This is a genomic window from Agrobacterium fabrum str. C58, from assembly GCF_000092025.1.
GTDB classification, from domain to species: Bacteria; Pseudomonadota; Alphaproteobacteria; order Rhizobiales; family Rhizobiaceae; genus Agrobacterium; species Agrobacterium fabrum.
Genome location: NC_003063.2, coordinates 1902910 through 1921430 on the forward strand (window position 1 = coordinate 1902910; position 18521 = coordinate 1921430).

16 protein-coding genes are annotated in these 18521 nt (G+C 59.9%); 11 read left to right on the forward strand and 5 right to left on the reverse strand.

Translation table 11 applies throughout. The features are described 5' to 3' along the window. Window positions 1–193 precede the first annotated feature (193 nt). The 3 genes from ATU_RS22220 (at window position 194) to ATU_RS22230 (ending at window position 3352) form a co-directional block, all read left to right on the forward strand. Window positions 194–2137, forward strand: a complete 1944-nt coding sequence (locus ATU_RS22220) for a methyl-accepting chemotaxis protein (RefSeq protein WP_010974112.1) — start codon at window positions 194–196, stop codon at window positions 2135–2137. Window positions 2138–2335: 198 nt separating this feature from the next. Next, complete coding sequence (locus ATU_RS22225) at window positions 2336–2518, forward strand: hypothetical protein (RefSeq protein ID WP_010974113.1); 183 nt, start codon at window positions 2336–2338, stop codon at window positions 2516–2518. A 204-nt stretch (window positions 2519–2722) separates the two neighbouring features. Beyond that, window positions 2723–3352, forward strand: coding sequence for a type B-1 chloramphenicol O-acetyltransferase CatB1 (locus tag ATU_RS22230; RefSeq protein ID WP_010974114.1), 630 nt, complete (start codon window positions 2723–2725; stop codon window positions 3350–3352). A gap of 53 nt (window positions 3353–3405) precedes the next feature. Here the strand turns inward: ATU_RS22230 and ATU_RS22235 are convergent, their stop codons facing one another. From ATU_RS22235 to ATU_RS22255, 5 genes are all read right to left on the reverse strand, one after another. Next, window positions 3406–5208, reverse strand: coding sequence for an NAD(P)/FAD-dependent oxidoreductase (locus tag ATU_RS22235; RefSeq protein ID WP_010974115.1), 1803 nt, complete (start codon window positions 5206–5208; stop codon window positions 3406–3408). A 112-nt stretch (window positions 5209–5320) separates the two neighbouring features. Beyond that, window positions 5321–6394: a 2,3-butanediol dehydrogenase gene (locus ATU_RS22240; protein ID WP_010974116.1), complete on the reverse strand. Its 1074-nt coding sequence runs from the start codon at window positions 6392–6394 to the stop codon at window positions 5321–5323. Between the two features lie 156 nt (window positions 6395–6550). After that, window positions 6551–8434 carry a sigma-54-dependent Fis family transcriptional regulator gene (locus ATU_RS22245; RefSeq protein WP_010974117.1) on the reverse strand — a complete coding sequence of 628 codons (1884 nt, stop codon included), beginning with the start codon at window positions 8432–8434 and terminating at the stop codon, window positions 6551–6553. A gap of 123 nt (window positions 8435–8557) precedes the next feature. Then, window positions 8558–8881 carry a tetratricopeptide repeat protein gene (locus ATU_RS22250; RefSeq protein ID WP_006311375.1) on the reverse strand — a complete coding sequence of 108 codons (324 nt, stop codon included), beginning with the start codon at window positions 8879–8881 and terminating at the stop codon, window positions 8558–8560. 96 nt (window positions 8882–8977) lie between these two features. Beyond that, complete coding sequence (locus ATU_RS22255; protein ID WP_010974118.1) at window positions 8978–10057, reverse strand: LacI family DNA-binding transcriptional regulator; 1080 nt, start codon at window positions 10055–10057, stop codon at window positions 8978–8980. 239 nt (window positions 10058–10296) lie between these two features. On the opposite strand from ATU_RS22255, the gene ATU_RS22260 reads away from it, so the two are divergent. The 8 genes from ATU_RS22260 (at window position 10297) to ATU_RS22295 (ending at window position 18517) form a co-directional block, all read left to right on the forward strand. Beyond that, a complete protein-coding gene (locus tag ATU_RS22260) occupies window positions 10297–11274 on the forward strand; it encodes a substrate-binding domain-containing protein (RefSeq protein WP_035257185.1) in 978 nt (325 codons plus the stop codon). 117 nt (window positions 11275–11391) lie between these two features. Further along, complete coding sequence (locus ATU_RS22265) at window positions 11392–12882, forward strand: sugar ABC transporter ATP-binding protein (protein ID WP_010974120.1); 1491 nt, start codon at window positions 11392–11394, stop codon at window positions 12880–12882. Then, entirely contained in the window at window positions 12875–13891 is a 1017-nt protein-coding gene (locus ATU_RS22270) for an ABC transporter permease (RefSeq protein WP_010974121.1), read from the forward strand. The genes ATU_RS22265 and ATU_RS22270 overlap by 8 nt, the downstream gene beginning before the upstream one ends. Next, a complete protein-coding gene (locus tag ATU_RS22275; protein WP_010974122.1) occupies window positions 13888–14883 on the forward strand; it encodes an ABC transporter permease in 996 nt (331 codons plus the stop codon). The genes ATU_RS22270 and ATU_RS22275 overlap by 4 nt, the downstream gene beginning before the upstream one ends. Before the next feature lies 1 nt (window position 14884). Then, on the forward strand, window positions 14885–15736 hold the full coding sequence (locus ATU_RS22280; RefSeq protein WP_010974123.1) for a sugar phosphate isomerase/epimerase family protein: 852 nt from the start codon (window positions 14885–14887) through the stop codon (window positions 15734–15736). A gap of 37 nt (window positions 15737–15773) precedes the next feature. After that, window positions 15774–16436, forward strand: coding sequence for a nucleoside triphosphate hydrolase (locus tag ATU_RS22285; protein ID WP_010974124.1), 663 nt, complete (start codon window positions 15774–15776; stop codon window positions 16434–16436). Window positions 16437–16502: 66 nt separating this feature from the next. Next, complete coding sequence (locus ATU_RS22290) at window positions 16503–17372, forward strand: D-psicose 3-epimerase (RefSeq protein ID WP_010974125.1); 870 nt, start codon at window positions 16503–16505, stop codon at window positions 17370–17372. A gap of 149 nt (window positions 17373–17521) precedes the next feature. Beyond that, window positions 17522–18517 (forward strand): hypothetical protein, encoded by a 996-nt coding sequence (locus ATU_RS22295; protein WP_010974126.1) that lies wholly within the window; start codon window positions 17522–17524, stop codon window positions 18515–18517. Window positions 18518–18521 lie beyond the last annotated feature (4 nt).

The following is an 18521-nucleotide window of genomic DNA, read 5'->3' on the forward strand; positions in this document are numbered from 1 at the left end:
AAATACGCAGGTTCCAAGGGTTGATCCGGAGCCGGTAGAACAAGCAGAGCCACCTTGAGTTGCCCCAGCGGCGGTTCAAAAGGCATCCGCTTGTCGCCCTATGAGGAGGGGCAACAGCTACCCGCGATGTTTCATCATATGGTTCCCGGCCGCCCTTATCGACGGCTGGAGAGCGCTTGCCTTGAGGCCATTCATGTCTTTCCTGAAGAATACCAAGATAAAAACGAAGGTCGTTTTTGTCATCTCGTTGATGAGCCTGATGTCGCTTTCCGGAATAAGCTACGTCAGCCTGCAATATAAAAAAACCGACGCCGTCTATAGCGATTTCATCGGCCATGAGGCCCTTGCTGCGGTGCTGAACGCCAGAACCAGCGGCAATCTCAACGCGCTCGGCATGCAGATACTGCGCGCCAGCCTCAACGACCCGGCGAGCAGCGATTTCGAAGCCGCGGTCAAAACCTTCAGGGCGGATCGCAAGCAGCTCGAAGAGCGCCAGAACAAGATCATGGAGCTGGTGCCGGCGCGCACGGATGCCGCGCGCGACATCCTCAAGGGTGTTGTCGAGGTCGAGGAGATCGGCAACCAGGTCATCACCCTCATGCAGGCGGGCAAGCAGGCCGAAGCGCAGCAAATGGCGCTCAACGTGCTCAGGAAGATAACCGAGGTCTCGCCGAAAATCAGTGCGGGCAACGAGCAGCTCATCCAGGTCATGAATGACGGCAGGGAGCGGCTGACGGCGAGCACCAATACGACGATCTGGACGGGTCTCATCACCCTCGCACTGGTGTCCATCGCCCTGATTGCGCTTGGTCTGCTGGTCTCGTCGCGCGGCATTACCACGCCTATTGCGCGGCTTCGCGCCCGGATGGAATCGCTCGCCGCCGGTGATACGGCAAGCGAGATCGACGGCATGGACCGCAGGGATGAAGTCGGACAGATGGCCGCCACCGTCCAGGCCTTCCGCGAAAACGCCATCGCGCGCGTGCGGCTCGAGAATGAAACCGAAGCCAACCGGTCCATGTCCGAGAAAGATCGGATCGAACGCGAAAAACAGAAGGCGCAGGAGGCCGCCGACGTTCAGTTCGCAGTCAACAATCTCGCCACGGCGCTGTCCAGGATTGCTGAAGGTGACGTGACCTACCGTATTGCCCAGCCTTTCGTGCCAAATCTTGATGGTATTCGCGGTGATTTCAACCGGGCTGCGGAACAGCTGCAATCGACGCTGACCCAGGTGGCGCAGAATGCACGCGGCATCGATGCCGGCGCCAACGAGATCAGGTCGGCCGCAGACGATCTGGCCAGACGCACGGAGCAGCAGGCTGCGGCGGTTGAAGAAACGGCAGCGGCTCTGGAGGAAATCACCACGACGGTGAAGGATTCCACCAAGCGGGCGCAGGAAGCCGGCCACCTCGTTGGCCGCGCGAAAATCGGTGCGGAAAAATCCGGAGAAGTGGTTCAGAAGGCCGTCTCCGCCATGGAGCAGATCGCGACCTCCGCCAATGAGATTTCCAACATTATCGGCGTGATCGACGAGATCGCCTTCCAGACCAACCTTCTGGCGCTGAATGCCGGCGTAGAAGCGGCCCGTGCGGGCGATGCGGGCAAGGGCTTTGCCGTCGTCGCGCAGGAGGTTCGCGAACTGGCGCAGCGTTCCGCCAATGCGGCGAAGGAAATCAAGAACCTGATCACGACGTCGAACGGGCAGGTTCAGCAGGGCGTGCAACTGGTTGGCGAAACCGGCAGGGCGCTGGAACTGATCGTCACGGAAGTGCAGGAAATCAACCGGCACGTTGCCGCCATTTCGGAATCGGCTCAGGAGCAATCCTCCGGCCTGCAGCAGATCAATACGGCTGTGAACCAGATGGATCAGGACACCCAGAAGAACGCCGCCATGGTGGAAGAAAGCACGGCGGCAAGCCACGGCCTCGCCCGCGAGGCATCGTCGCTCAACCGGCTGATTGCGCAGTTCAAGCTCTCTGAAGCCGGTTATGCGGAGACCGCAGCACCCATGCGCACGGCATCGGCGGCCGACAGGCCTGCTGTTTCGCCCGCCCGCGCCCTCGGTGGAAGGATCAGGGCTGCGTTTTCCGGCAATGCGGCGTTGAATACCGCAGCGGACAACTGGGAGGAGTTCTGATCCTCTCCCGCGTTCTGCCCTTGCTTCCGGCAGGGCGCTGAGGGCATCGTTTCAGACATGAACACCGGGGATCAGGCTCTGATCTCCGGTGTTCTGCTTTTTACGCTGCGTCGGCCTGGCCCGCCGCTGTTCTTTGCCTTTTGCATTCACGCCCGCTAGGTTTATCGCAACTGTCTGCAATGCGTCTGAGGGGGAGCCATGATCGCGGCCTATATCGATGAATTCATCATGTTCTGCGCGGGCCTGTGGATGACGCTGGTGGGGTTCGGTTATCTGGCTCTCTCTAAAAACCCCGCTTACCAGCCGCGGGTGGTGCGTCATTTCAAATGGATGGGGCCGATGCTGATCGGGATCGCTATCATTCTGGCCATAGCGTCGTAAGGCCTGACGACCGGTGTGCGGCAGCGCTTGGCCTTCGGCGTATTTTGGGCTAACCATGAGTCATGATTAAAGCCTCGAGTATCACCTGCATCTAGCTCCCGCCTGAGCGCGAGGAGCATCCGGCGCGAAACCGGTCGGTTTTGCGCTTGGCGTATGCTTGCCTGAAGGCAAGCTAATGCGAACAGATGCAGTGAGATTATTTCAATGGAAAACTATTTCGAAAGCCCATTCCGGGGCATTACACTCGACAAGCAGGTGAAGAGCCCGAACCTGGTGGTCGGAAAATACAGCTATTATTCCGGCTATTACCACGGCCACAGTTTCGAGGATTGCGCCCGGTACCTGCTGCCCGATGAGGGCGCGGACAGGCTGGTGATCGGAAGCTTCTGCTCGATCGGTTCGGGCGCCGCCTTCATCATGGCGGGCAATCAGGGGCACCGCAACGAATGGATCAGTACCTTCCCGTTCTTCTTCATGCCGGAGGTGCCGGAATTCGAGAATGCCGCCAACGGTTATCTGCCGGCGGGCGACACCGTCATCGGCAACGATGTCTGGATCGGTTCGGAAGCGATCATCATGCCCGGCATCACCGTCGGTGATGGCGCGGTGATCGGAACGCGGGCGCTGGTGACGAAGGACGTCGAGCCCTACGCCATCGTCGGCGGCAACCCCGCAAAAACGATCCGCAAGCGGTTTGACGACGATAGCATCGCCCTGCTGCTCGAGATGAAATGGTGGGGCTGGCCGGCGGAGCGGCTGAAAGCTGCAATGCCGCTGATGACCAGCGGCAATGTCGCGGCGCTCTATCGTTTCTGGCGGTCCGATAGCCTCTAGCGGTAAAGATTGCCGGCCCGTCCAGACAGAGCGGGCCGGCGCTTTCGCCTGGATCAGGACAGATGATGTGGTTTTTGCAGCCCATAGACGGGTGTTTTAAGCCCGGCCTGTCTGGCTTTGAGCTGAAGCGACAGATATTGCGAATAATGCCGCGACTGATGCAGGTTGCCGCCGTGGAACCACAGGGCGTCCTGCCGGGTCGGCTTCCACATGTTGCGCTGCTCGCCCTCCCACGGGCCGGGATCCTTTGTAGTGTCGGAGCCGAGGCCCCAGCATTTTCCGACCTTGTCCGCCACGTCGCGCGAAATGAGATCCGCCGCCCAGCCGTTCATCGAGCCGTAACCGGTGGCATAGACCACCAAATCGGCGGGCAGTTCCGTGCCGTCCTTCAGCACCACCGCATTTTCGGTGAGATGTGAGACGTCCACGCCGGATTTCAGCTTGATCGAGCCGTCGATCACCAGATCGCAGGCACCAACATCGATATAGTAACCCGAGCCGCGGCGCAGATATTTCATGAACAGGCCGGACTCGTCATCGCCGAAGTCGAGCATGAAACCGGCCTTTTCCAGTGCCGCGTAAAATTCGGCATCCTGTTCCCGGATCCGGTCGTAAATCGGCACCTGGAATTCATGCATGATCCGGTAGGGCAGGGAGGCGAAGATGAGGTCGGCTTTGCGCGTTGTCATGCCGTTCGCAACCGCGCGTTCGGAATAGAGATCGCCGAGGCCGATCTCCATCAGTGAGTCCGATTTGACGATATGGGTGGAGGAACGCTGCAGCATGGTGACATCAGCACCCGCTTCCCAGAGCGCCGCGCAGATATCATGCGCCGAGTTGTTGGAGCCGATCACCACGACCTTTTTGCCGGCATAGGCATCCGGGCCGGGATGTTGCGAGGAATGCTGCTGTTCGCCCTTGAAGACATCCTGCCCGGGGAATTTCGGTACATTGGCCTTGCCGGACATGCCGGTTGCCAGCACCAGCTGTTTCGGCCGCAGCACGACTTCCTTTCCGGCACGATCGACAACCACCGTCCATTCGCCGGTCGTCTCATCATATTGCGCCGATTTGCAGGTGGTGGAGCCCCAGTAATTCAGTTCCATGACCCTCGTGTACATTTCCAGCCAGTCGCCCACCTTGTCCTTGGGTGTGAAGACCGGCCAGTTTTCCGGGAACGGAATATAGGGCAGGTGGTCGTACCAGACCGGGTCATGCAGGCAGAGCGATTTATAGCGCTTGCGCCAGCTGTCGCCGGGCCGCTCGTTCTTTTCGATGATGATCGTCGGCACACCGAGCTGGCGAAGGCGCGCGCCAAGCGCGATGCCGCCCTGTCCGCCGCCGATGATGACGACATAGGGCTGCTCTGCATAACCGAGTTCCGCAGCCTCGGCCTCGCGCTTTTCCTTCCAGGTCCGGCGGCTGCGGTCGTGGCCGTGTTCCGCGCCCATCGGCCGGCGAATGCCTTTTGGTTCCTCGTGGCCTTTCAGTTCGCTCATGGTGGTGAGCAAGGTCCAGATCAGCCCGTCCTTCAGGCGGATATGACCGTAACCACGGGCGGCCCCGGTCTCGAACTCGAACCAGCCTTCGGTGACGCCGCCGCCTTCAGAGGCCTGCTCTTTTGCATCCTGCACGAAGCCGGAGGGCTTGATAGCGGCGAGCTGGCTGGCCAGCATGTCGTGGATCTGTTCGCGGCCCTCCAGCGTCTTCAGGTTCCAGGTGAAGGTCACGAGATCGCGCCAGTAACAATCGGCCTGAAACAGGTTGACGGCGGCGTCTATGTCGCCGGCTTCAAGCGCATTGCCGAGCTTCGAAAGAACCGTATCGATTTTGGTGGCGGGACTGACATCAAGCATATTCATCTCCTCCATGGTGCTTGGTCTGATGGCGGAGCGGCGGTGTCGCCGCCCCGAAAGCCAATACCCGCGCCTGCCGGGCTCCTCTTCCCGGCAGGCGCAGGCGAAAAGCCTATTTCGAAAGATCGATCAGGATTTTCAGATGCGTGCCGGCGGGGTCGAGCAGGGCATCGAAGCCCTCGGTCACGGCCGTATCCAGCGTGATGCGCTTGGTGACGATCTTCGTCGCCGGCAGCAGGCCGGAGGCAATGAGCCGGATGACGCGCGGCCAGTAATGGGTCGGATAGGCCCAGGAGCCCTTGATCTCCAGATCACGGAACGTCACCTGGAACCAGTCGATCGGGTTTTCATGCGGGTGCAGCCCGGTTTGCACGACGACGCCCTGCTTGCGCACGGCGTCAACGCAGGCCTTGAGCGCATGTTCATTACCCACGCATTCGATCGCCACGTCGCAGCCGACCTTGCCTTCGGTTGCCGAGCGGACGACATCACCGACATTATCGCGCTTGGGGTTGATGGTGATGACATCACGGATGACATTGCGGGCAAGCTCGAGGCGGGCGTCATTCAGATCGGAGACAAAAAGCTGGGTAGCGCCGGCGGCGCGGGCCGCCAGAAGCGTCAACATGCCGATCGGGCCGGCACCCGTGACCAGAACGCTATTACCGGCGGTAACGCCACCGCGATCACAGGCATAAACGGCAACGGCCGAGGGTTCCACCAGTGCGGCCTCTTCGTCGGTCATCTCGTCCGGAATTTTCTGGACGTTGTATTCGTTGACAAGTGCGGCTTCCGCCATGCCGCCGCCGTCCCAGCTGAGGCCGACCAGTGCCAGTTGCGTGCTGAGATGGAAAAGGCCACGATCAGCGAAATAATCGCCGGATCGCGGCATGATGAGCGGCTGGATGGAGACGCGGTCGCCGACGTTGACGGAGGTCACACCGTCGCCGATCGCCTCAACCACGCCGCCGAATTCGTGGCCCAGAATCTGTGGGCCATGGGCGCCGGTAAAAGGATGCGGTTCGGTGGGAATGAAGATCGGGCCGTAGCTATATTCATGCAGATCGGTGCCGCAGATGCCGACGAAACGGTTGCGGACGAGGACCTGTCCCGGGCCAGGCCGTTTCGGCTCGGCAATGTCTTCGATCCGCAAATCCTTGGCTGCATGAAATCTGAGCGCGCGCATGTTTTCTCCTCGATGGCACTTGATGCCAGAGAAGGTGCAATGCCCATGCCAGAACGGCTTTCTCCACCGAAGGCCTGAAATCGCTGGGTTTTGGGGAAGGCCTGTTTTGCGACCTGCCACAGCTGTGGCGCTACAGCTGTGGCATATGCCTCACCTTCAGTGAGGTTTTCCGATGCCGAGGCGCCGCATGCGGCGATGGAGGGTCGTGCGGTCAACACCGAGCCGGCGGGCGGCTTCAGAAATATTGCCGTTACAGGCGGCCAGCAATGCGCGAAGATCGGTGCCGCGGCTGTCGATCATGGGGGTGGAGGAGGCGGGGGTGAGCTGCTCCGGAAGATCCTCCACCGTAATCAGCCCGTCGTCGCAAAGTGCGGCTGCAAAGGCGATCGCATTGTCCAGCTCGCGGATATTGCCCGGCCAGCGGTGGTGCAGGATCGTCAGCCGGGCAGCGTTGGAGAGCGTCAGCGGTCGTCCGGGCATGCCGTGTTTTTCGAGTATCCTGTCGAGAAGCCACGGAAAATCGTCGCGCTCGCTGAGTGCCGGCAGCGTCAGGACCGCCGCGTTCAGCCGGTAATAGAGATCTTCGCGGAATGCACCTGTTCGCACCATGTCGTTCAGGGGACGGTGAGATGCCGAAATCACCCTGAAATCCACCTTCTGCGGGGTGGAACCACCGACCGGCAGAACCTCGCCTTCCGCCAGAACGCGCAAAAGCCGGCTTTGCGCCGCAAACGGCATGTCACCGATTTCGTCAAGGAAAAGCGTTCCACCCTGCGCCTCTTCCACCAGCCCTTTGCGCCCTTTCGCCAAGGCACCGGTGAAGGCGCCCGGCAGATAACCGAACAGTTCACTTTCGATCAGCTGTTCGGGAATGGCAGCGCAATTGACGGCGACGAAGCGGCCGGAAACGCCGCTGGCATCGTGAATGATGCGGGCGAGATGTTCCTTGCCGGTGCCGGTCTGGCCCTGCAGCAGGATCGGCAGTCTTGCAGGCGAGAGTTTCTCCACTTTCCGCCTGAGATTTCGAACCGCCGGGCCGTCACCGCCGATCCTCTCCGTTACCGGCTGCGGTTTCGAGCGGGCAAGCGGAACGCTCGACCTGCGCTGCTGCGGTTCGATCGCGTGCGCATAAAGCACGGTCCCGTCTCTAACGACGATGCGCCTGTCCTGCGGCAGGCTGGAGCGGGTGAGGGAGGCAAGCTCATCCAAACCGGCTTCGAAAAACTCCTCCACCCGCTGTCCGAGAAGACGCTCGGGCATGCGCCAGTCGAGCCCCCGCGATGCGGCGAGAAGGCGGGCGGCGGCGTGCGTCATGCCCGTGATGCGGCCGGAACCGTCGACCGACAGGGCCGCTTCCGGGTCGACATCCAGAAATTCGGGCGCGCCTGCAAAGCGCAGAACGAGGTCATGCCGGCTGCTGGCCATCAGATTGGCAAGCTCGATCCTCCGCACGGTGGAAGAGACCAGATGGCGGGCCATGTTCTGGCTCGTCTTCAGGATCGGTGAACTGAGCAGTGAAATATCCAGCACGGCGGTCAGTGCACCCTGCGTATCGTAGATCGGTGCTGCGGTGCAGGAAAGCGGCGTGTGCGTCACGTCGAAATGATCGGTCTGGTGGATGGTGAGTGATTCACCGGTTGCGATGCAGGCGCCGACGGCGCAGGTGCCGGCGCGGGGTTCAGACCATTCCGAGCCAAGATAAAGCCCAGCCTTGCGCAGATTGTTGTTGAAGGAGGGATCGCCCAGGAACTCCACCGTCACGCCCTGCCGATCGGAAAGGAGGAGGACGTAATTCTGCTCCGCCACCTGCCGGTAAAGCCGCTCCAGGCCGGAGCGGGCGATGTGCAAGAGGTCTTCCGCCTGCTGGCGATGCTCGCGAAGACGTGTCTCGGAGACGATGACCGCTTCACGCGCCTTCGTCGGATCAAGCTGGTAGGTGTCGAGGCAACGCCGCCAGGATTCCAGCACCACCGCATCCCGGCCGGTATTTCTGCCCTGGCCGACGGTCTCGATTTCCTTGATATGATCCGAAAAACCCATAAACCACCGGCTCTAGACAGCCGCCTCCCGTGATTTTTCCGGCGATCATAACCAGTTTTATGGAACATGGCCAATATTCCGTCTATTTTTTGGCAGAAGGGAACGACTGAACTTCCGCTGCCATCAACTGGCACTCAGGCTGCGCGTCTGCAAACGTCGAAACCGGACCTCCATCTGCCTTTTCGCCTGGATGTCGCCCCGCCGGATGGCCACTGCCACGCCTTCTATCCAGGCCGCGGCGGCGCCCTCGTGATCTCCCAGCCGCTCGCGGCATTCACCGAGTGCCGCCCAGACCGCCGAATAGTCGGGATTCTGCCTGATGGCCTCCTGCAGATGTTGCGCGGCGTCTTCGAATTGCCGCGTGTCCATCAGGGCCTTCGCGAGGGAAAAGCGCAAGACGGGGCTGTCCCTACCGCTTTCCAACACCTTCATGAGCTTTTCAATCATCGTTATTCCGTTGCAATGGTGATGCCTGTTGCAAATCGGTACGACGTCAAGCGCGGTTGAGGTCAAGTGGAGATTTCGGCACTTTCGCGGGGTGTTTCACTTCGCCATACGCCGCAATGCAACCGGGTCCCATATGTCGTCCAGCGGCCCCTCAAGGGCGGTTCGTGGGGGGATGAGCTGCGGTTCGATGATGGTGACTTCGGGCTCCGTCCGGTTTTCTTCCAGCAGTTCGAAGCCTTTTTCGAGCATCTGCGCGATATCTGGTTTGATCATGTAGACGGGGAAGGGAAGAAAAGACGCGAAAGGATCATAGTCGAAGCAGCCGACGACGATGTCGCCGAATGCCTCGCCGTCATGACGCCCCATGAAACGCAGCAGCCCCTCGAAATTGATCGAAGAATTGACGAAGAAACAGCGGGGCAGGCGGCCCCTGCGGCCGAAGAAACGTTCGAAAGCCATTTCCGTCATATGCGGCGAATAGCCGGTGATTTCGATATCGTCACCGCCCTCAACGCCGAAATAATCGGCTTTCGCTGCATGAAAACCATCAATACGTTCGCGGCTGGCGTGGTCGTCATGGCCGCCGAACAGGATGACATCGTCAGGGCCGAGCGAGCCGCCTTTTGCCGCGTGCGCAAGGATCGCTGCCGTCAAAATTTCCGCGCCGTGCCTGTTGTTGGAAATTACCGAGGACGCAAATTTGCCGGGTAGGTCGATGTTCACATGCGGAAGGGCCGCGCGCGCGCAGACCTGGTGAACGCCATCGGGATCGGTCACGCCGGCGATGAAGAGGGCATCGATCGAATAGGCGATCAGCGTCTCGACGGTGCGTCGTTCTTCTTCGGGGTCGCGCCGGCCGGAAACGACCATGGGCGACAGGCCGCGTTTGCGGGCCTGACCCTCGAAGGTTTGCGCCATCGATGAAAAGAACCGGTTGTCATAAACCGGCACCAAAAGCCCAACGAGGCCGGATTTCGAACTTCTAAGGCCGCGCGCCTGCAGGTTGGTGGTGTAGCGCTGAGCCTTGGCGAGCGAGAGTATCTTGTCTGCGGTTTCTTCCGAGATACGCCGCTTGCGCCATGATCCGTTCAACACCGCACTGACCGTCGAGGCGGAAGCGCCTGATAATATCGACAAGTCATAAATGGTGGCTTTTTTTGAACTTATGCCCGTCACTGTGATCTCCCCAACTGATTCCGATTATTAGAGCACGCATCCCCTTGACGGAAGGGCGCTTCATGATATGGTTATTGCACCATCGATTGTGCAGATTGGCAATATCGATTGTGCATGGTGGTTGCTATGGGAGTGGCAAGGGAGAGTCTCGAATAAGCGAGATGAGAGATTTTGAACGCGTCCGGGAAAAACGGGCTGCGGGCGGATTTCGTTTGCCGAATTTTTGAGGAGGAACATCAATGAAGAAAATTATTGCTGCGGCGGTTGGTCTGTCGCTGGCGTTGCTCTCATCCGCAGCCTTTGCCGAAGGGCCGAAGGTGGGCGTCGTCGTCAAGATCGGCGGCATTCCGTGGTTCAACGCCATGGAGGCCGGCATCAAGGAGCAGAGCAACAAACTCGGCGTCGACGGTTTCATGGTCGGCCCCACCAGTGCCGACCCGGCCCTGCAGGTGCGCGCGATCGAAGACCTGATCGCCCAGAAGGTCGATTTCATCGGCGTGGTGCCCAATGATGCGAAGGTGCTGGAACCCGTGCTGAAAAAAGCCCAGGCCGCCGGTATCAAGGTCATCACCCATGAATCCCCGGAGCAGCTTGGCGCCGATTGGGATTTTGAGCTGGCGTCCGCCAAGGGCTTCGGTGAAGCGCATGGCAAGCTGCTGGGAGAAAAGATGGGCGGCAAGGGTTCTTATGCCGTCTTCGTCGGTTCGCTGACGGTTCCGCTTCACAATGCCTGGGCCGATGCCGCCATTGCCTATATCAAGGCCAATTACCCAGATATGAAACTTGTCGGCGACCGCTACGGGGTTGCGGAAGACCTCGACAAGAGCCGTTCGACCGCGCTTGACCTGATGTCGGCCAATGCCGACCTCAAGGGCTTCCTCGCCTTTGGTTCGCAGGGACCGATCGGTGCGGGACGTGCGGTTGAAGAGCGCCGCAAGGATGGCAAGGTGTTCGTCATCGGACCGTTCTCGCCGGGACAGGGCGCCAAGCTCATCAAGTCAGGCGCGCTGACGGGCGGCTTCATGTGGAACCCGAAGCAGGCGGGTGAGGTCTTCATCACGCTCGCCGACCGTATCGCCAAGGGCGAAACACCCAAGGCCGGCGACACTATCGAAGGTCTCGGCACCATCGATCCCAAGGGTAACACCATCGTCGTCGACCAGCTCTTGAAGATCGACAAGGAAAGCATCGACAAGCTCGTTTCCATGGGCCTCTGATCCTCCCCAAGGCCGAAGGCGTCGCGCGGGAAGAGATGCCCGCGCGACGTCCATCCGAAATTTATGCCGAGCGCCACGTCTGCGATGCTTTCGCGGCGAAAGGAGAGATACGCCATCATGAGCGCAGAACCGCTCCTGTCCCTTAAAAATGTCAAGGTCACCTTCGGTGGCGTACGCGCCCTGAAGGGTGTTTCCTTCGAGGTCAATCCGGGTGAAGTGCATTGCCTTGCCGGCGAAAACGGCTGCGGCAAAAGCACCGTGATCAAGGTCATCACCGGTGTCTATAAGCCGGAGAGCGATGCGGAACTCTATTTCGATGGCAAACCCATCGCTGCTATGACCCCGACACTTGCGCAATCGCTGGGCATTCAGGTGATCTGGCAGGATCTGGCGCTGTTCGATGAGATGACGGTGGCCGAAAATATCGGTTTCCAATATGCGGTGAACGGCAGATTTGGGCTGGTCGACAAGCGCGCTATCAAAAATGCCGCCGAAAAGGCGCTGGCACGGCTCGGTGTCTCGTTCGATCTCGACAGGCCGCTCAAGGAACTGCCGATTGCCCAACGCCAGATCGTGGCGATTGCCCGTGCGCTGGTTGGCGAAGCCCGTCTCGTTTTTATGGATGAACCCACCGCATCTCTGACGCAGTCGGAGACCGATTACCTCATCGATATCGTCCGCAACCTCTCGGCGTCAGGTGTCGCTGTCGTGTTCGTTTCGCATCGTCTGGCGGAAGTGCTTGAGATATCGGATCGCATCACCGTTTTGCGGGATGGATCGCTTGTCGGCGTTTTCCCGGTCGAAGGCATGACCCAGTCTCGCGTGACCGAGTTGATGACCGGCCGCAACTTCGATAGCGCCGTCATTGCCGCCGATCACGACGACAAGCCCGTGGTTCTCTCGGTGCGAGGCCTGACACGGGCCGGCGAGTTCGAGGATGTTTCCTTCGATCTGCGGCGCGGGGAGACGTTGGGGATCACCGGTCTTCTCGGCGCGGGCCGAACCGAACTTGCCCTGACGCTGTTCGGCATGCACCGGCCGCAATCGGGTGAAGTCCTTATCGATGGAAAGAAGGTGGATTTCCATTCCAACCGGGATGCGATCCGGGTTGGTGTCGCCTATCTCTCCGAAGACCGGCTGTCGCTCGGTCTGAACCAGCCGCAGTCGATTGCCGACAATCTCGTCATGGCCTCCCTTGATAAGTTGTTGAGTGGCGGTCTTATCTCCACGTCGAAAAAGGCGGATGTCGTTTCCCGCTGGATTTCAGCGCTCGGCGTCAAGATCGGCCTGCCGGAAGATCCGATCCGCACGCTCTCTGGCGGCAACCAGCAGCGCGTGGCGATTGCCAAATGGCTGGCGATCGGGCCGAAAATTCTCATCCTCGATGCGCCGACCGTGGGTGTCGACGTCGGCGCCCGCGCCGGCATCTTTGAAATCGTCCGCAAGCTCGCCGCAGAGGGCCTGTCGATCATCGTCATCTCCGATGAGGCGCCGGAAGTTTATTTTAATACAGACAGGGTCATCCACATGGTCGAAGGCCGGTTCCACGCCACCTATGATCCGCGACGCCTGTCGCTGACCGAACTGGAGGCCGCCATCTATGCGTAGGCTCATCCTCGGACATACGACCGAATTCACCCTGCTTGTCGTCATGGTGCTGCTCTGCACGGGGCTTTCTTTCGCCACCGACCGCTTCCTCACGATATCAAACGCCTTCGATGTGCTGAATGTCTCGGCGGTCAACATCATCTTCGCGGTCGGTCTGCTCGTCGTGCTGATCTCCGGCGGCATCGACATCTCCTTCGCTGTCGCGGCCTCCGTCGTGCAATATGTGACGGTGCTGGCGCTCAATGCGCTCGGCGGCGGCAACTGGGCGGAAGGTTTCATCATCGCCGGTGCCGTTGGCCTCAGCCTCGGTTTCGTCAACGCCTTCCTCGTCTGGCGGCTCAACATCATTTCCATCGTCGCGACCATCTCCACCTTCAACATCTTCTTCGGGTTGTTGATGTTCTTCACCAAGGGTGTGTCGATCTACGATCTGCCGGAATGGCTCTCGACGCGTGTGGTGTTTTACGAGCGCGAAATGCCCGATGGTTCCTGGGTCGAGCTGACGCTGCCGGTCGTCGTCATGATCCTCTGCTGTGTCGCTACCTGGTTCATGATTTCGCGCACCACCGTCGGGCGCAAGCTTTATGCCTTCGGTGACAACCCCGAGGGCGCACGCCGCTTCGGCATCAATATCGGCGCGATGCATTACATTTCTTTCGGCTGGCTTGGCCTGATGGCGGGTATAGCCGGGCTCATGCAGGCGCATTACGCGCAGGAGGTGGTGCCGAACGCGCTTTATGGCCGCGAGCTGGATGTGCTTGCTGCCACCGTGCTTGGCGGTGCGCGACTTGGCGGCGGCAAGGGCTCCGTCATCGGCTGCGTGCTTGGCGTGCTGATGGTTTCGATTACCCAGAACGGCCTCAACCTGATGGGGGTTTCTCCCTTTGCCTTCAAGATGATCGTCGGCGCCATCATTCTCGTCGCCATCACGCTGTCTTCCACCCGGTTCGACAAGCTTCTGCCGAGTGCGCTTCGCACATCCGCGAAAAAGGGGAGCGCCCAGCGATGAACAGTCTCATCCGGAAATTCAACGCGATCTTCGGGGCCGACATGGCAGGCCCGGTGATTGCCCTCATCGCCGTCATGCTCATCTTCGGAACCTTTGCGGACAACTTTCTGTCGCTTGCAACATTCGGCTCAGTCGCTTTCCAGCTGCCGGAACTTGGCCTGCTGACACTCGCGATGCTGCTGCCGCTGCTGACGGGCGGGATCAACCTTTCCGTCACCTTCGCCGCCAATCTGTCGGGGCTCGCCGCAGCCTGGGTGCTGCAGGCCCATGGCGGGGTGGATGCGCCGCCGAGCGCATTCCTGTTTGCGTGCCTTGCCGCCCTTGTCACCGGCGGAGCCGCCGGGGCGATGACGGGAGCGGCGATCGCCTACACCCGCGCGCACCCCATTCTGGTGACGCTGTCGATGATGATCTTCCTGCGCGGACTGGGCGAGTTTCTCACCCGTGGCGGCGATGTCTCCGGTTTTCCAGCCTATATGGCGCCGCTCGGTCATGGCACGCTTCTCGGTCTGCCGATCCCGCTTCTGATTTTCATCGTCTGCGTCGGCATCTGGCATGTGCTGCTAACGCGCACCAAGCTCGGCTTTGGTCTTCTTATGATCGGCTCGAACATTGAGGCCGCACGTTATTCTGGTCTCAACACCCGCAAGATCCAGGTGCTCGTTTATACGCTTTCGGGTCTGATGTGCGCAGTAGCCGGCATCATCATGCTGGCCCGTTTCAACTCCGTCCGCGTCGGCCATGGGGAATCCTACCTGCTGATCACGGTGCTGGCGGCCTTTCTCGGTGGCATCAATCCGTTCGGTGGTTTCGGCCGGGTGCTTCCCGTCTTCGTCGCGCTTATCGTCCTGCAGCTCCTGTCGTCGGGCCTCAATCTTCTCGGCGCCAACCAGCATCTGGCGACCGCGCTCTGGGGCGTGCTGATGATCGTCGTCATGGCGGCGCGTGGGCTGTTCTCCAGCTACTTCGCATCTCTCAGAAAGAAGGTATGACGTGAAAGGCCTCGGTGTTCACGCAATGATGTGGTCTCTGCAATGGGACCATCAAAATGCCGCCCGCGCGATTGCCGGTGCAGCCAGCTACGGACAGGATTTCATCGAAATCCCGCTTGTCGATATCGCCTCCGTCGATGCGGAACACACGCGCAGCCTGCTGGAACAGCACCATCTCAGTGCCGTCTGTTCGCTCGTGCTGCCGGAACCGGCCTGGGCTTCGGTCCGTCCGCAAGCCGCTGTCGAGCATCTTAAGGCGGCGCTGGGCAAAGCTGCCGCCATGGGGGCGAAGGCGCTGACGGGCGTCACCTATGGCGGAACCAATGAGCGCACCGGTTTTCCGCCGACGCGGGGTGAATATGACAATCTGACAAGGGCGCTCTCCGAAGCCGCCGGCCACGCAAAAACGCTCGGCCTGCAATTCGGCATCGAGACCGTCAACCGTTACGAAAACCATCTGCTCAACTCCGCCGAACAGGCGGTGGCGCTGGTGGAGCGCATCGGTGCTGACAACATCTTCATCCATCTCGATACATTCCATATGAACATGGAAGAAAAGGGCATTGCCAATGGCATCATCGCTGCCCGCAACCATCTGAAATATATGCATATGTCGGAAAGCGACCGCGGCACGCCGGGTTTCGGCAACGTCGCCTGGGACGAGGTGTTTTCGGCGCTTGCAGCCATAAGGTTCAACGGCGTCCTTGCGCTTGAGGGCTTTGCCGCGATGCCGGTGGAGATGGCGGGCGCGATTTCGACGTGGCGGCCCGTCGCGGCCAACACTGAGGAGTCCCTGGAGAAGGGGCTGGCCTTTCTACGCGACAAGGCAAATCAGTACCGGATTTTCGAGTAGCCGGTCGCGATAACCACTTTTCGAGGCGAGGAGCATCTTGAGTAAAATTGACGATAATGCCGGTGAAATTGCTGGCCTCGCGCGGAAGTGCTTCGCGGGTTCGAATGACCGGCGCGTGATGATTGCCATTGCCGGCGCCCCCGGATCGGGAAAATCAACCCTCGCCGAACGTGTGGTCGATGCACTCGCAGGCGAAGGCGTGTCCGCGGCACTTTTTCCGATGGATGGTTTTCATTATGACGATGCCGTGCTTGAGGCGATGAACCGCCGTGCCTTCAAGGGCGCTATCGATACCTTTGACGCGCACGGCCTGCGCCATATGCTTGAGCGTCTGAAAGCCAATCAGGACGATGTGGTCGCCGTTCCGGTCTTCGATCGCGCCATCGAGATCGCCCGCGCCGGCGGTCGGCTGATCCCGCAATCCGTCGATATCATCGTCTGCGAGGGCAATTATCTCCTCGCCAGAGAGACGCCATGGGATCGTCTGAAACCGATCTTCGATCTCACTGTCTTCGTTGATGTCGACGAGGATGATCTGCGCGCGCGGCTGCGGGACCGATGGCTTGGTTTCGGTCTCGGCGAGGACGAGATCATCAGGAAGGTGGAGGAGAACGATCTTCCCAATGGCCGCTTCATCACGTCCACAAGCGCGGAGCCTGATCTTCGCGTCAGAAATCCGGGAAGAGGCGCCGCGTCCTGAGCCCGCCTGAACGACTGCGCCTCCCTATTCAAAGTCAAGCGAAACAGAAAAGCGAAAGAGACACCCATGAAACACGGCATCTATTATTCTTACTGGGAACATGAGTGGAGCGCCAAGTTCGGTCCCTATATCGAGAAGGTCGCCAAGCTCGGTTTCGACATCATCGAAGTCGCCGCCCACCATATCAACGAATACAGCGACGCCGAACTCGCGACCATCAGGAAGAGCGCGAAGGATAACGGCATCATCCTCACCGCCGGCATCGGTCCGTCGAAAACCAAGAACCTGTCGTCGGAAGATGCTGCGGTGCGTGCGGCCGGCAAGGCGTTCTTTGAAAGAACCCTTTCGAACGTCGCCAAGCTCGATATCCACACCATCGGCGGCGCATTGCATTCCTATTGGCCAATCGATTATTCGCAGCCCGTCGACAAGGCAGGCGATTATGCGCGCGGCGTCGAGGGTATCAACGGCATTGCCGATTTCGCCAATGATCTCGGCATCAACCTGTGCATCGAAGTCCTCAACCGCTTTGAAAACCACGTCCTCAACACGGCGGCGGAAGGCGTCGCTTTTGTGAAGGATGTCGGCAAGAACAATGTGAAAGTCATGCTGGATACCTTCCACATGAACATCGAGGAAGACAGTTTCGGTGACGCCATCCGCACGGCCGGCCCGCTTCTGGGGCACTTCCATACCGGTGAAAGCAATCGCCGCGTACCGGGCAAGGGCAGAATGCCGTGGCACGAAATCGGCCTTGCGCTGCGTGATATCAACTACACCGGCGCGGTAATCATGGAGCCTTTCGTCAAGACAGGCGGCACCATCGGCTCGGATATCAAGGTGTGGCGCGACCTGAGCGGTGGCGCCGACATCGCGAAAATGGATGAAGATGCCCGCAATGCGCTGGCATTCTCCCGCTTCGTTCTTGGTGGCTGATTTGCGATAATATCCTCACCGGGCGGCCGCCATCTGCCGTCGCCCGGTTCGGCACTGCCATCATCTGCGAGTTGAACTGGCCATCGCTTGCGGCTAAAGCTCCAGTGTCTCTTCAGGATCAAGACGATCCGCCCAAGGCCGCTGGTTTCATGATCCCTATCGCACTGCCATCCGTCGAAGCGCTGCTTTTCCTTGCCTTCCTTCTCGCGACGACCTTCGTCTGGGCGGTGTGGACACTGGGGCTTCTCATTCGATATGCGGCAGGACGCTGGACGCGCCCGATGGTCGTGCCCTATGGGCTGGTAACCGCTGTCGCACTCTTCACCCTGTGGCAGATCGGCGATTTTTACATCCAGATGCATGCCTATGAAAAAGAGAGGGCGGCAAGTTATCGCCCGGAACTCGCGGAGCCGACGCGCCTTGGCCAGATCGATATGCCCAAAGGCACGAAACTCGAACTGTCGGTCGCCGATACACCAGAGTCCTTCCGTCGCGCCCTCTTTCCGCATCCTGTGTCTGTTGCGGATATCGATGCCGTGGAGATCGCCCGTTATATCTCGATCAAAACCAACGAGAATTACGAGACGATCGGCTTTACCCCTGACAATATGCGGATAACCGGGCAGGGTGTGACCACCCAGAGCGGCTGGCGTTGTGATGCGAAACAGCCCGTGGAATTTGACCTGAAACCGGATGGCGGCATATCCGCTTTCAGTACATGCATTCTCGCCGATGGCAATGTCGTCGATGGCATCAGCTTGCCGAAGGGTACGTCCCTGCGTTCCTCCACCGGCAATGTCTATACCGATGGCTTTGTCGATTCAGATAAATGGGTTCTCGATACGCCGGAAGGCCAGATCGTCCACATAGATGATTTCGATCTCGAGGACGTGACACTTGCGCTTGATGGCGAGCGAAACCTCTATGAAATCAGGAGGGCGAGGCTGTCTGAAGAAAAAATGGTCGGGACGGAGCGTTCTCCGCCCGGCACGGAAATCCGCTTGAATTCCCGGCATATTCGTGACGACTATCCTGGCGCGTGGTGGGTGATGCAGCCCGCCGACGACACTCAGTCTGGGCCGGGATCCAGACAGTCAATCGTGCTCAGCCGTCATGGCGACGTTCTGGCGACCCTTAGTGAATAAGCGC

Coding starts and splice junctions, on each gene's coding strand:
- ATU_RS22250 (WP_006311375.1), bottom strand. CDS start 8,881: ATGATTGAAAAGCTCATGAAGGTGTTGGAAAGCGGTAGGGACAGCCCC.
- ATU_RS22265 (WP_010974120.1), top strand. CDS start 11,392: ATGAGCGCAGAACCGCTCCTGTCCCTTAAAAATGTCAAGGTCACCTTC.
- ATU_RS22225 (WP_010974113.1), top strand. CDS start 2,336: ATGATCGCGGCCTATATCGATGAATTCATCATGTTCTGCGCGGGCCTG.
- ATU_RS22290 (WP_010974125.1), top strand. CDS start 16,503: ATGAAACACGGCATCTATTATTCTTACTGGGAACATGAGTGGAGCGCC.
- ATU_RS22245 (WP_010974117.1), bottom strand. CDS start 8,434: ATGGGTTTTTCGGATCATATCAAGGAAATCGAGACCGTCGGCCAGGGC.
- ATU_RS22260 (WP_035257185.1), top strand. CDS start 10,297: ATGAAGAAAATTATTGCTGCGGCGGTTGGTCTGTCGCTGGCGTTGCTC.
- ATU_RS22295 (WP_010974126.1), top strand. CDS start 17,522: ATGATCCCTATCGCACTGCCATCCGTCGAAGCGCTGCTTTTCCTTGCC.
- ATU_RS22235 (WP_010974115.1), bottom strand. CDS start 5,208: ATGCTTGATGTCAGTCCCGCCACCAAAATCGATACGGTTCTTTCGAAG.
- ATU_RS22230 (WP_010974114.1), top strand. CDS start 2,723: ATGGAAAACTATTTCGAAAGCCCATTCCGGGGCATTACACTCGACAAG.
- ATU_RS22275 (WP_010974122.1), top strand. CDS start 13,888: ATGAACAGTCTCATCCGGAAATTCAACGCGATCTTCGGGGCCGACATG.
- ATU_RS22270 (WP_010974121.1), top strand. CDS start 12,875: ATGCGTAGGCTCATCCTCGGACATACGACCGAATTCACCCTGCTTGTC.
- ATU_RS22240 (WP_010974116.1), bottom strand. CDS start 6,394: ATGCGCGCGCTCAGATTTCATGCAGCCAAGGATTTGCGGATCGAAGAC.
- ATU_RS22220 (WP_010974112.1), top strand. CDS start 194: ATGTCTTTCCTGAAGAATACCAAGATAAAAACGAAGGTCGTTTTTGTC.